We start from the raw sequence: 13,360 nt of genomic DNA on the forward strand, positions 1-13,360 counted from the left end.
GCACAAAACCGCCGAAAAACCAAGTAATGCAGTCAAGTATTGCCATTTTACCCCAGCTATTCGTTGTCGGCCAATTGGCAAGCGCGAACAAGCTGGTTAATGTTGTTATTAAGGGTCGCCAAGGTGCGACTTAACCCGGGATATTGATTGATGTTCAAATTGCGTGTTCAGGTGTTTCTGGCCTTTGTGGGATTTGCGCTCCTGCTGACCATGGGGCTGTTTTTCTATTCGAGGCTAAGTTTTGAGCACAGCTTCACCCGCTATCTGGAAGGCCGGGAAAACGAGCGCAATGCAGTACTGCTTGAGGCCCTGTCCAGCCACTACCAGCGCACAGGCAGCTGGGATGCCTTCCAGCAGCCGGGGCGCTGGGAATGGTTTGTTAACCAATATCGCCGCATGGGACAAGCCATGCCGGAACCTGAGCGCGAACGCGACAGGGAGCCGCCACAGGAACCGCCGCGCTGGAGTCCTCCGGCCCAGCCGCGCATACAACCCCTGCCCGACTGGATCAACAATGAACGCTGGATTTTGCGCCTGCGCGCCCTGCGCACCCGTTTTATCCTGCAGGATGCAGACAAGCGCCAGGTAGCGGGCGAAGAGGCAAACCACGAACATTACATTTATTCGCGCATCCAAAGCCCCGATAACAAAACCCTGGGATACCTGGGGACGCCGATCAATCCCGCCCTGCGCGATCTGCTGGATACCCAGTTTGCCGAACGCCAGCAAACCCATTTCCTGGTCATGACCCTGATAGCCTTGGGGATTGCCCTGCTCTGCGCAATTCCCTTGTCCTACCTGCTAACCCAGCGCGTACAGCGCCTGGCCCGCCATGTGCAATCACTCAGTGCAGGCCGCTACCAGGAGCGCCTGAGCGTGAGTGGCAGCGATGAATTATCCACCCTGGCACAGCACCTGAACCATTTGGGGCAAAGCCTGGAACAGAGCGAGCAGACCCGCAAGCGCTGGGTAGCCGATATATCCCATGAGCTGCGCACCCCCCTTGCTGTCTTGCAGGCAGACCTTGAGGCCCTGGAAGATGGCGTGCGCCATTTCGACGCAAAAGCCCTGGCGCGCCTGCAGAAACACGCGGCGCGCCTGACCCATCTGGTTAACGATCTCTACGAATTATCGCTGACCGATATAGGTGCGCTCAGCTATCGCAAACAACCATGCGAACTGTACGAACTGGTCAGCGAACTCTGCCATTCACTGGACGCTAAATTTGTCCAGGCGGGACTGGATTTCAGCACAGACCTGGGCAGCGATAAAATCCCGGTATTTGCCGACCCACAGCGTCTGCAGCAGTTGCTGCTCAATGTGCTGCACAACAGTATCAATTACACCAATAGCCCCGGCCAGGTTCGCCTCTGTTTGCAACGCGATGACAAAAGCGCACTCATTCGCATTGATGACACGGAACCCGGCGTTGATCCTGAATTGCATGAAAAATTATTTGAACGCCTGTACCGCGCCGAATCATCGCGCAGCCGCGATACCGGCGGTGCCGGCCTGGGTTTGAGTATCTGCCGCAACATTGTCGAGGCCCACTCGGGCAGTATTGCGATTAGCAACAGTGACCTGGGTGGACTAGCCGTTAGCATCAGGCTGCCCCTGCTACAGGAATAATGACCTTAGGAACCAATAACGATGAATATTTTGATTGTGGAAGACGAAATCGATTTGGGCGAGATTTTGCGCGATTACCTCAACGCCGAAAACTACACCACCGAGCTGGTGGGTGATGGTGAAAGCGCATTGGCCAGGATCCGCAATGGCCAGTGGGATCTGATTATCCTCGACCTGATGCTGCCTAAACTTGATGGCTTGAGTGTATGCCGCGAGGTGCGCAAGCAATCGCAAGTGCCAATCATTATGACCACCGCCAAGGTAGAGGAAATTGATCGCCTGTTGGGTCTGGAGGTCGGTGCTGACGATTATATCTGCAAGCCGTTCAGCCCGCGTGAAGTCGTCGCACGGGTAAAAGCAGTCCTTAGGCGCAGCCAGGCTCCCAGCGGCGCGGACAACAGTATCCTACACCTGGATAAAGAGGCCATGCAGGTGCACCACCAGGGCCAGAGTATCGAGTTAACCGCCATAGAGTTCCGCATTCTGGAAACCCTGTTTGCACACAAGCACAAGGTCGTCTCGCGCGACCTGTTACAGAAAAATGCCTACACTGACCACCGGGTGGTGAGTGATCGCACCATGGATTCGCATATCACCAAGTTGCGCAAAAAATTACAGCAGATCCACCCGCAGGAAATTATCCACTCGGTCTATGGAGTGGGTTATCGCCTGCAGGTGGAGTAATCCTCAGGCTTGCACAATTGCTCCACAATGGTTGTGCGATGCTTACACAAGTTCAGGAAAAATTCAGTGTCATAGTGTCACCTGGGTAACCTATCTGGAGACACTATGAATAGCCTGGATAACAATAGCGCTTCACGCGATCTGCAACCGACCACCACATCAACCCCATCTTATAATTTACACGATCCCCACAGACGCAAGGCGTTAGGTGCCCTGGGCTTATTTGGCCTGGCCGGCGCAGCAGGCCTTATCAGTTGTGGGGGTGGCTCGTCCGGCAGTAACAGCACCGGCACCAGTAGTGCCACTACCAGTAGCAGCACCACAAGCTCCAGCGCCACTACCAGCAGTATCGCTACCAGCTCCAGCAGTAGCGGCTCCGGCAGCTGTGTGGTTATTCCGACCGAAACTATCGGCCCTTACCCGCTATCCACCCTGCTCGATAATTCGCTGATCCTGCGCGAAAACATTGCGGAAGACAAAACCGGTGTGCCGCTGCAAGTCAAACTCAAGCTGGTTAACGTCAATAACAGTTGTACGCCTGTCTCTGCCTATGTGTATATCTGGCACTGTGATAAGGATGGCAACTACTCGGGTTATACCACCGAGGTCGGCAAAACCTATTGCCGCGGCATCCAGTATACCGACACCGATGGTGTTGCCAGTTTTACAACGGTTTACCCCGGTTGGTACGCCGGGCGAATTACCCATATCCATTTCCAGATTTTTTTAACCAACTATGGCAGCAATGCCCAATCCAGCAAAATTTCACAAATGGCATTTCCGCAGGATATTACCCGCGCGGTGTATAACTCGACGCTTTATACCAAGGGGCAAAATACCTCCGTGACCAGCTTCGCGACTGACAATGTGTTTAGTGATGGTGTGGAATACCAACTGGCAACTGTCACCGGTAGTGTCAGTGACGGTTATGTCGCTGAATTGGAGGTGGGACTGGCGCTTTAGTTTGCGCGAGTCGACGGCTGCTGCGCCAATTTCTTTTTGGTCAAGGCAGTCGCCTGGTGCTCAAGCGGATTTTCCGGCCAGGGATGGCGAGGGTAGCGCCCGCGCATTTCTTTTCTTACGTCTGGATAGGCTTGTTGCCAAAAGGTTTGCAAGTTGGCAGTAACCGCCAGGGGACTGCCGTTGGGTGATAGCAAATGGATTTTCAGGGGAATACGCCCCTGTGCCAGTTGCAGCTGTTCGCAGCCAAAGAATTCCTGCAACTTGGCCGCTACCTGTGGCTGGCCTTCACTGGAAAACTCTACCGTCACCCGGCGGCCACTGGGGAGTTCAATCGCCTCCGGTAAAAGCGCGGCTATGTTCTGGACATTGTCATAACCGAGGTAAAACTCCAGGGCAGCCTGCCAGGGCAACTGGTCGAGCTGCGTTTGCGCCGTTAAAAATGGCAACAGCCAATCATCCAGGTTCGCTATTAAATATTCCTCATCCAACGCCGGTAACACCAGTAAACCGCTACTGGCTACCAGGCGGGCACGCTGCAACAAACGCTGGGCATTGGCGGGCCATCGAAGCGAATCCCATCCCTTTTGTTGAATGTGTTCGCGCACCTGTTGCAACAGCGCACGGGGAATGTCCGACGCGGGTAATGGCTGCCATTGTTCGTCGATCAACACCCCGCCCATACGCCAGGCGGTGCCCATTTGCCAGCGCTGCTGTTTGAATTCCAGGCGGGTATCGCACTGGCTGAATTGGCGTTGTTGCTCACGATTGAGTACCAGCGGTAGCCCGATACCACTGTGGCCTTTGGCTTTAGGACTGATCAGCGGGAATACGGCCCAATCACTGTCGCATGACGCTTGCACACTGATGCCGGAATTCACGCGGTAGCGACCGGACTCCTGGCGATAACCAATACGGTCGTTAAACGCGCGCGCCAACGCCAGGGCGTCGACTGCCACCAGTTCGCGCTCTACCTCAACCAACGCCAGTACATTCAACCAGCGCTTGCACTGGACTTGCCATTGGCGATTACGGGCGCGCTCACGCCCGGCGCTGTCCAGCCACGACACCAGGTCTTGCTCCGCCGGCCAGTCAAAATGCAAGGCCAAGGCGAGCAACAAGAGCGGCCGGGCAACCTGTTGCTGTTGGTTGAGCAATAAGGCCGCTACGCGCGGATGGGTTCCCAGTTCGCTGACGCAGCGCCCTGCATCGGTAATCATTCCCTGTACATCCAGCAATCCCATCAACTGCAATTGCTGCTGCGCGAATTGCAAGGCGAGGCGATTAGGGGGTTCTAACCAGGGCAGGCTCTGCGCCGGACTGCCCCAGTGGGCAATGCGCAATGCCAACGGCAAATAATCGGTCGCGCGGATTTCCGGTAAATCAGCCGCCGCCAGGGGCTGGTCTTGCGACCAGAGGCGAATGCATTGACCCGCCTGTACCCGCCCGGCACGGCCGCGACGCTGCTCGGCACTGGCCATACTGATGCGCGCAGTGCGCAGCCGCGACAACCCCGTGCGCTGTTCGTAATCCACACGGCGCGCTAAACCCGAGTCAATGACCAGGGTGACATCGGCAATGGTGAGCGAGGTCTCTGCAATATTGGTGGCGAGGATGACGCGCGGCCCCTGCGCCGGGTCCAGCGCATTGCGCTGTTCCTGTGCCGCAACCTGGCTGTGCAGGCGAAAGAGTTGCACGGAGGGATAGGCATCGTGTAACGCCATTGCGCAATCGTCGATCTCGCGCCAGCCGGGTAGAAACACCAGTACACAGCGAGTTTGCCAATCGCCGTGGTTCGCCAGGGCTCGCAGCAACTGCGCCGGCAGTTTTTCCTCCTGGCTGAATTGGCCGCTGCCCAGGGCTTTAGGCGGCTGGTAGTGCACGCTGACCGGGAAACAACGGCCCGGTGCAAACAAGCGATGGTGAATCTGCTGTTGCAGGGCGGGATCAGGCGTTGCACTCATCACCACCAATTGCACATCATCGCGCAGGATTTGCACCTCTTGCAGCAGCGCCCAGAGCAAGTCCTGGTTAACACTGCGCTCGTGGATTTCATCGAGCATTACACAGCCGACATCTCCCAGTTCCGGGTTGGCCAGCAAGCGTTGCAATAGCACGCCGGGCGTCGCCACCAGCAGTTGTGTGCGGGATGATACGCGCGAGTCATAGGGCACCTGGTAACCCACGCGCTCACCGCAGGCTTCACCCAGCAATTGCGCCAGGCGCACTGCCAGTGCCTGGGCGGCAAGGATACGCGGCTGTACCAGGATCACCTGTCGCCCCTCAGCAACCTGTGCCAATGCCCAGAGTGGTGCCAAAGTAGATTTACCTGCACCTGGCTCCGCTTCGAGCAGGAGTGGCGTCTGCTGCAAGGCGGACATAAACCCGTCGCGCAGAGCGCTGAGTGGTAAATCGGGGAGTTGATCGAGCCAGGTATGTGTCACGATAGTGGGATAGAAACAGTGGCAACAGGATGGCGGCGAGTCTACCAGACCAGCGGCGCTCCCGCTTCGGCACCCGAGACTTGCAAGGTGCCGGCATTGATTAATTCACCAATATCCTCGCGCATGGAAGGGCTAAAGGTTTGCGCCGGGCGATTACCTGCCATCAGGCCTACCACACGATTGCGACCGGATTTTTTGGCTGCGTAGAGGGCGCGATCGGCAGTATCGACCACCTGCTCCCAGCGCAGCGCCGTGGGCGCCTCGGGATAAAAGGGATAGCAGGCAAACCCCATGGAACAACTCCGGCGCAACACCTGGCCATCACCCGGTTTGAATTCGTAATTAGCCACCGCCTGGCGAATGCGCTCGGCCATTTCCGGTGCTTCGGTACGGTTGGCAAAGCGCACCACAATCAAAAACTCCTCACCGCCCCAACGCACCAGGTAATCCGATTCACGCACAGCGGTTTCAAGTAACCGGCTAAGCTGTTCCAGCACCTTGTCACCGGCACCATGGCCATGGTTGTCATTGACCGATTTGAAGTGATCCATATCGAGCAGCATAAAAATCAGGTCGGCATCTGTCGGGGCCGGCCCCTCTACACCCGTTGCCCTGTCTGCCAGCCAATTCTGGTAGGCGCGTTCGGCCATGGCGACATCAGCCGCAATAAACTGGCTCAGGAAACGGCGATTCTTCAAGCCGGTCAGCGGGTCGGAAAGGCTGGCAGCCTCCAGTTTGCGATAAGCCTCTTCCAGTTCACGCTGGGATTGGCGCAAGCCCTCATTAAACAATTTGAGCCGCTGCACATGGTTAAACCAATAGAGGATCAGGGCAATCGCCAACACATACACACAATAAGCCCACCAGGTTTTCCACCAGGGCGGCAGCACCCGGATCTGCAGGCGGGTGGGGGTTTCGTTCCACAAACCATCGCTATTGGCTGCCTTGACCTCGAACACATAGAGCCCCGGGTCCAGGTTGGTATAGGTGGCACTGCGTTTGTTGCCCACCCGGTGCCAGTTGGCATCAAACCCCTGCAGGCGATAGGCGTATTGGTTGTTATCCGGCAACTGGTAACTCAGGGCAGCAAATTCGAGTGAAAACACAGAGTCCCGGTGACTGAGGGTGAGCTGGTCGGTGTAACCAATGGTCTGGCGCAACGGAGAGTCCTCTGCCCCTACCGCCACAGGTTGGTTGAAAATTTGCAACTCGGTAATCACCACCTGGGGTACCTGGGTATTGAGGTGCAACTCCGCGGGATTAAACAGGGTAAAGCCGCGACTGTTACCAAAAAACAAATCGCCGGTGCGGGTGTTAACGGGGGTGTTGCGATTAAACAGGTTATCGTTCAAACCGTGGCGCTTGTCGTAATTGGTAAAACGCCCCGTGCGTCGATCAAACCGCGACAGGCCGCGCTGGGTCCCCAGCCAGAGGTTGTCCTGGCGATCCGCGACAATACCGGCCACTACATTGTCGGCCAGCCCATGCTGGCTGGTGTAGGCGATGAAAGTCCCCTTGTCGCGATCCATCAGGTTAAGGCCACCGCCATCCGTACCCACCCAGAAATTGCCCTGGTCATCCTCATAAAGCGCAAAGACAAAATTGGCCGACAGGCTGGTGGGGTCCTGGGGATTGTGGGCATAGCGAGTAAAGGTGCCTTTTTCACGGTCGAGCAGGAACAAACCGCGAATACTGCCCAACCAGATATTGCCGCGCTTATCCTCGTATACCACCCGCGCATAGAGGGTGCCGTCACCATCCATCTGCTCGGGGCTGGGCAGGTAGTAACGGAAGCTATCGCTGCGGCGCTGGTATTGGTTGAGGCCCAACTCTGTCGCGACCCAAATATCACCTCGACTGTCCTCTATTACTGACCAGGGCTCGCGACCGCGGATCGCCGTGGGATTTTCAGCACTGGGCAGGTAGTGGTGAAACCGGCCGGTGGCCAGGTCGAGTCGATTCAAGCCGCCGGACCACACGCCCAGCCATAACTGGTTGCGGGAATCCTGTACCACCGATAGCACTGTGTTACCGCTCAAGCTATTGGGATTGGCAGGGTCGTGACGGTAGAGGGTAAACAGTCCCTGCTGGCGGTCGTAATAACTCAGCCCATAACCGGCACCCACCCAGAGGTTGCCTTTGGGGTCTTCAAAGGCAGAGAGCACACCGCCATCAGCCACCGAATTAGGGTCGGCAGCACTGTGGCTGTAATTGCGAAATACCGAGGCCTGGCGGTCGACACGATCCACCCCCGCCGGGAAAAACCCCACCCAGATATCACCGAGGCGATCGACAAACAGGCGATTAACCACATAGTTGCCCAGGCTGGTCGGCAGGTTTTCCTGGTGGGTAAAACGGTAGAACCTGTCGCTGTCCCTGGGTCGCTGGTAAACGGCACTGCCATCCCCCACCCAGAGATTGCCCTGGTGATCTTCGCGGATCGCCCAGACAATGGCGCCCTTTTCAGTCGTATCGTGCACCAGTCGCTCGAAATCGTCCTGGTCCCGTCGATAGCGGTTGAGGCCGCCGCCATAGGTGCCTACCCACAGGGTATTGTGCCGATCCACATACAATTCACGCACATCCGCAAAACTGGGACCGGGGAAATAGCGCTCTGCTTCAGGGGGATTGACCGCCTGGGTGCCAGGGGCTGCTGCTGGATAATGGCGCAGCTGGCGCGCTACAGGGTCGTAATGCCCCACCCCATGCACCTGGTACCCGAGCCACAGCGTGCCCTGATGATCCAGGACCACACGCCAGATAATACTGCTGCCTTCGCTCGTGGGCAGCGCCTCCGGGTGGTAATCAAACTGGCCGCTCACCGGGTAGAAATAGGCAAGGCCGGCGCGGGAGCTGACCCAGAAATTGCCCTGGGCATCTTCAGCCATGGAGGTGATATCACTGCCCGCGGCCCCGCGCGGATCGCCCTCCACCAATTGGAAATGTTCAAAACGGTCGCTGCGCGCATCATAGCGATCCAGGCCACTGCGGGTTGCCACCCAGAGGCTGCCATCACTGGCGAGCAAAAGATCATTGATATAGTTGTTGCTGAGGCTGCCGGGGCGCCCCTCCTCGCGGTGATAGATCTTGAGGTTGTAACCATCGTAGCGCGCCAGGCCGCTGGCCCCGCCAAACCACATAAAGCCCTGGCTATCCTGGGCCATGGCGTTGATATAACCAATGGTTGCCACCTGATCCGGCAACACATGGCGAAACGCCAGATGAACCTCATCGGCCAATGGCCGGGCCCAGAGCGGACAAACCCAAAGCCAGAGCAATATCACGATCAATAAACGCCCCGGTTGAGTGGGCACAGAAATTGGCAAACATCCCATACGCAGCAAGCTCACACATCAGATCGCCGATTACGGCGACAAGCTATCGCACAGCTTAGTCGAATTTTTCAACAATGCGGCGAACAGATTCACTTGCAGGGCGCTCATGCCTAAAAAAACGCCCTGCCAAATTGGCAGGGCGCAGTAGTACAGGATGCCTTTTTAACACTGCCCCAGTTAGTGCACGGCCCTGAGCACCGCCGGGGACGTCAGTTGCTGCAGTACCAGGTTACCCGGCGCAACAACCCTTGAGCAGCTCATATTGGCCGCCACAGACAGGTCCGCAGCGCGGCGCGCCAGATCGTTAAAGTGGCGCATCACCGCCGGGTTGCGCGGATCGGGAATCGAAATACCGGTCAGGAAGCCCGACAGGAATGCCGGCATACCGGGGATCGAGTTGTAATCCAGGTGCGCAAACGGTGTACTGGTTTCCATCAAGTGGCAGCCACTGCAGGTGTTTAACGCAAACTCAAACAATGCGTCGTCACGGATAGTCGCCGGGGGCGGGGTTACCGGTGCCGGGGAGGTCGGGATAGTCAAAGCCCCCGAGGGTGCCGACCACATACCGACTACCGGTGAACTGCCCGCCAGGAAAGGGCTGCCCGGAACCGGGAATTCATCGGGGACAATATGCTGGCCAGACGGTGGGCCAACCAGGCTTGGCCAGTTGAGGTTGAGGTAATTGGCCAGGGTGGCGCTGTTATTGAATCCGATATGGGGTTCCTGTTTCACCGTCGTTTCAATCAGGTTACCGCCGGAATCCGGCAGGACAAATTCACGCATCTCCCAATGGGGCGACCCCGGCAACAGCTCATTGGTACGCACCTGGCCTATCGCACTCTGGTTGGGGCCAAAGGGGTTGGCACCGGCAGCGGCAAACACCTGGGTCAGTGAGTTCAGGTCCTGGTTGTAATTGGCCGAGGACGCCAGGTCTATCCATTTGCGCGCCCAATCGCGAATATTGGTACAACCCGTGATAGGTACCTTGTACTCCAGGATGATGGTTTTGCTGCGGTTATTGCAGTTGCCATCGTGCAGGGCAAACACAAAACGCCCCTCACCGGCGTCACCGCCCGCATAAGGCCCCGTGCCGCCGCGCAGGTCGGCGCGCAATACAATCCCGAGCAAGCGAAATGGGCTCTTGTCCGGCAAGAGGTCGGCACCGACGCCACCACTGCGAATTTCCCAGTTGCGAATAACCTCTTGATAGACCAACGGGCGCGCCGCCACATTAAAGCCGTTGACCACCTGGTTATTGGCCCAGTGACGGAACAGGCGTTTAATGTAATCCGATGTCGATGACGTGCCATTGGCAATATTTTCCATCAAACGCCAAAAGGTCCAATCGCCCGTGGGATTGCCAACCGGTGATGTATTGGTGCCATTACACGCCCAGGTGCGGCTCGGATCATTCACGACACTGACATCGGTAATCATCAGTGAACGGGGAACACTAACCGAGCGGCTCACAGGTGCCGTATCCAGGGGAATTCCCATAGGCAGGCTGACCAATGGCAACTCAATGGTTTGATCAATGCGGATCAGGCTGGCATCAAAGGGCAATACAAAACTCTGCTCCTTGTTGCCATTGATGGTAATCAAGCGCGCGCTGTCCGCCCCTATCGCCAGGTGTTGAATCCCCAACTGCTGGCGATTGCCCGGCGCAAAGACAGGGGATTTTTCCGCTGCGTTTTTGTCCAGCAATTGCGCATTGCTTTTGGCAAACGCGTCAAAATCAAACTCGATTTTGGCGGAGAAAATACCATCACCTGCACGAACATCCCCCTGACTGCCATCGTCTACCAGGGACACCAGCGTTTTGCCAAAACTAAAGGTCAGCGCCTTACTGCGTTTTTGCTCACTGGGAAAGGCCGCACTGATCAGTGCCACCTTGTCATCGAGCCGCGTCAACTGCAATTGCGCAGGCTTGTGATCGACCGCCGGGGTTTCCAGGTTTTGCGCCTGGAGCCCAACAGCCATACAGAAACTCGCCGGTAAGGCGAGTGCGAGAAGGTTTGTCCTGAGTCTCATGGTTAACACCCTTGTATTTATCTGAATGGAAGAATCCCTCGGAATCAATACGCACTGACACAGATGGGCACACAGCGCTCTACCCCTCCCTGAATTTCCCTGTGCTGGGCTAGTGATAGAAGCTTGAAAACTCTGTGTCAAACTGACCATGAGAAGCTGTCGCGCCATACCGCGCAAACCAAAATCCACATGCCAATGGGTGGTTTTTACCCAGTAAAAACTGTTACGAAATCACCAGTTGGCATTGAAAATCCTATAGAAAACAGAACATAAAAAAGCGCATCCACCACTGTGTACAACCAGCAGTGAATGCGCAGGGGAGGGAAATTATTGCAATTGGATTGACAGAGCAGCTTTATGCGCCATACCATGTAACCGATAACATTAATGCAACTATTTAAAATAAATAGGTCACTACGGAGATAGCCATGAGCTGCAAACAAAGGACTGTGAATCGAGTCCAATTCTGTAAATCACCATTCATAAATACACTAATCGCCACTATTGGTGGGTTATTTTCAATCTTCGTTGCGTTGCCATCTTTTGCTGCGTGTGAAGGTGCACTAGCTGACTACAATGCCGTATTAAACGGCAATCCAACAGCGGTCAACTATCAAAGTGACAAAAGTCGAGCAGAAGCAAACTTGGCAGCCTGTATGCAGGCTGAGGCCCAGAAAAATACTAATCAACCCAATATCCCGCCTGAAGAATTACTCGTAGAAGGTGACCTGGAGGCGTATTTAAGGCAGCAGGAATACCTTAGGCAGCAAAGGGCTCTTGAGAGAGACAGGTTAGCCGCACTGGAAGAATTGAAGTCGCTCCTTAAGGAAGAAGCCAATCTAATTGCAAGCAATGTTGCCAAACAACCTATCCAAATGAATCCTGCCTATGAAAATCTGGGAGATCACAAAACCTGCCTGCCAGTCATGATAGAGACAGGCAAAAAAATCCTAACGCATATTGATTTTACCGAAAATACCGAATTTCCGTTGCATATCACGAGAAACTATAGCTCTTACGATGGCAGTTCCTATCTGTTTGGTCACAGATGGTCAACGAAACTCGATAGGCACCTGATGTTTTCATTTAAAGACGGCAGATGGTGCAATTTCAAACTAAACAATACGGTCAGTACCGCATGCTCAAGCACTAAAAACAGTGACACGCTCAAAAAAATATACCTAAACAACACTACACAATTCAGCGACGAGTTTATATTCAGCGCAAGTACAAGCCGTTGGACAACAACTGAAGCCAATAATAAAAATTTAGTTTTAACGCAACTCACTGATCAACGCTGGAAGCTGGAAAATAAAGAAACAGGTGAAACCGAAATTTTTGGCCTAAATGGCAGGCTGGAATCCATCATCAACCGCCATAGCCTTAGCTGGGTACTGGGTTACGACTCAACATCCAGTAACAAACTACAATCCATAACCCACAGTTCAGGAAAAATACTTCGTCTTGAGTGGGGTACCAACAGTCACATTAGTAAAGTCACTGACACGGACAATAAAGTCATTGTAAGCGCCTAACTAACCCCATCTATCGAGTTAATTGTTTTTTTACTAAGGTACTTTTCCTAAATTCACCAGGAGGCCTTATGAAAAAACGTAACGAAGAACAATGGCGAGCACTGTTTGCGCAGCACGACGCCAGCGGTGTATCAGCAGCCGTTTTTTGTAAGCAGAACGAGCTGTGCCCCAAATACTTCAGCTTGCGCCGCAAACAATTGGCAAAGATGGCCAGTAAAGAGGAAGCCGGTTTTGTTCGTGTAAAAGTAAAGCCCAAAATACCGCACGAAGCTTCTGGTGTGAAGGCTGCATCACTGACCATTCGCCATCATGTAGGCCAGCTTGAATTTGGCACACTACCGCCACCTCAGTGGCTGGCCCAATTGCTCAGGGCGTTGGCATGATCCAGTGGGATGATGTACCGGTATACGTACACCGGCAACCGGTGGATTTTCGCAAATCCATTAATGGGTTGAGTGTCTTGGTGCAGGAGTCCATGGCACTGGAGGTATTTTCCCGATCCGTGTTTGTGTTTGGCAATCGCACCCGCAATAAAATAAAAATCCTCCTGGGATAAAACCGGGTTTTGTCTGTGGTACAAACGATTGGAAAAAGATAAATTCAAATGGCCACGCCGGGGTGATGCTGTGTTATCACTGACTCACGAACAGTTTGATTGGCTGTTGCGCGGGTTAGATATTGAAAAGCTTCAACCACACACAGAAAAATATTTCTTCTCGGCGAATTAGTGCTATCAACCTGC

Annotated in this window: 8 protein-coding genes and 1 pseudogene; 6 read left to right on the top strand and 3 right to left on the bottom strand. The window is 54.9% G+C overall.

Going from position 1 to position 13,360, the window contains the following annotated elements:
- Positions 1-150: 150 nt before the first annotated feature.
- The 3 genes from CJA_RS13725 (at position 151) to CJA_RS13735 (ending at position 3,276) form a co-directional block, all read left to right on the top strand.
- Positions 151-1,629, top strand: coding sequence for an ATP-binding protein (locus CJA_RS13725; RefSeq protein ID WP_049765468.1), 1,479 nt, complete (start codon positions 151-153; stop codon positions 1,627-1,629).
- Positions 1,630-1,650: 21 nt separating this feature from the next.
- Positions 1,651-2,313 carry a response regulator gene (locus CJA_RS13730; protein ID WP_012488437.1) on the top strand — a complete coding sequence of 221 codons (663 nt, stop codon included), beginning with the start codon at positions 1,651-1,653 and terminating at the stop codon, positions 2,311-2,313.
- A 105-nt stretch (positions 2,314-2,418) separates the two neighbouring features.
- Complete coding sequence (locus CJA_RS13735; protein WP_012488438.1) at positions 2,419-3,276, top strand: intradiol ring-cleavage dioxygenase; 858 nt, start codon at positions 2,419-2,421, stop codon at positions 3,274-3,276.
- On the opposite strand, the gene hrpB is transcribed toward CJA_RS13735, so the two are convergent.
- The 3 genes from hrpB to CJA_RS13750 form a co-directional block, all read right to left on the bottom strand.
- Positions 3,273-5,717 (bottom strand): ATP-dependent helicase HrpB, encoded by a 2,445-nt coding sequence (hrpB, locus tag CJA_RS13740; protein ID WP_012488439.1) that lies wholly within the window; start codon positions 5,715-5,717, stop codon positions 3,273-3,275. The two genes, CJA_RS13735 and hrpB, sit on opposite strands and share 4 nt — an antisense overlap.
- A gap of 41 nt (positions 5,718-5,758) precedes the next feature.
- Positions 5,759-9,067 carry a ligand-binding sensor domain-containing diguanylate cyclase gene (locus CJA_RS18735; RefSeq protein ID WP_083766872.1) on the bottom strand — a complete coding sequence of 1,103 codons (3,309 nt, stop codon included), beginning with the start codon at positions 9,065-9,067 and terminating at the stop codon, positions 5,759-5,761.
- Between the two features lie 162 nt (positions 9,068-9,229).
- On the bottom strand, positions 9,230-11,032 hold the full coding sequence (locus CJA_RS13750) for a choice-of-anchor X domain-containing protein (RefSeq protein WP_148208880.1): 1,803 nt from the start codon (positions 11,030-11,032) through the stop codon (positions 9,230-9,232).
- Between the two features lie 479 nt (positions 11,033-11,511).
- On the opposite strand from CJA_RS13750, the gene CJA_RS13755 reads away from it, so the two are divergent.
- The 3 genes and pseudogenes from CJA_RS13755 to tnpB all read left to right on the top strand — a co-directional run bounded on the left by CJA_RS13755 (position 11,512) and on the right by tnpB (position 13,346).
- A complete protein-coding gene (locus CJA_RS13755) occupies positions 11,512-12,618 on the top strand; it encodes a DUF6531 domain-containing protein (protein ID WP_012488444.1) in 1,107 nt (368 codons plus the stop codon).
- Between the two features lie 68 nt (positions 12,619-12,686).
- Positions 12,687-13,001 (top strand): IS66 family insertion sequence element accessory protein TnpA, encoded by a 315-nt coding sequence (tnpA, locus tag CJA_RS18740; RefSeq protein WP_012485813.1) that lies wholly within the window; start codon positions 12,687-12,689, stop codon positions 12,999-13,001.
- Positions 12,998-13,346: pseudogene (tnpB, locus tag CJA_RS20035) on the top strand (IS66 family insertion sequence element accessory protein TnpB). The gene tnpA and the pseudogene tnpB overlap by 4 nt, the downstream one beginning before the upstream one ends.
- Positions 13,347-13,360: the final 14 nt, after the last annotated feature.

Origin of the sequence: Cellvibrio japonicus Ueda107, from assembly GCF_000019225.1 — a bacterium.
Classification (GTDB): Bacteria; Pseudomonadota; Gammaproteobacteria; order Pseudomonadales; family Cellvibrionaceae; genus Cellvibrio; species Cellvibrio japonicus.

What these genes read in the sequence shown, in the direction of transcription:
- CJA_RS13730 (WP_012488437.1), top strand. Translation starts at nt 1,651, where the DNA reads ATGAATATTTTGATTGTGGAAGACGAAATCGATTTGGGCGAGATTTTG.
- CJA_RS13750 (WP_148208880.1), bottom strand. Translation starts at nt 11,032, where the DNA reads ATGGCTGTTGGGCTCCAGGCGCAAAACCTGGAAACCCCGGCGGTCGAT.
- CJA_RS13755 (WP_012488444.1), top strand. Translation starts at nt 11,512, where the DNA reads ATGAGCTGCAAACAAAGGACTGTGAATCGAGTCCAATTCTGTAAATCA.
- tnpA (WP_012485813.1), top strand. Translation starts at nt 12,687, where the DNA reads ATGAAAAAACGTAACGAAGAACAATGGCGAGCACTGTTTGCGCAGCAC.
- CJA_RS13725 (WP_049765468.1), top strand. Translation starts at nt 151, where the DNA reads ATGTTCAAATTGCGTGTTCAGGTGTTTCTGGCCTTTGTGGGATTTGCG.
- CJA_RS13735 (WP_012488438.1), top strand. Translation starts at nt 2,419, where the DNA reads ATGAATAGCCTGGATAACAATAGCGCTTCACGCGATCTGCAACCGACC.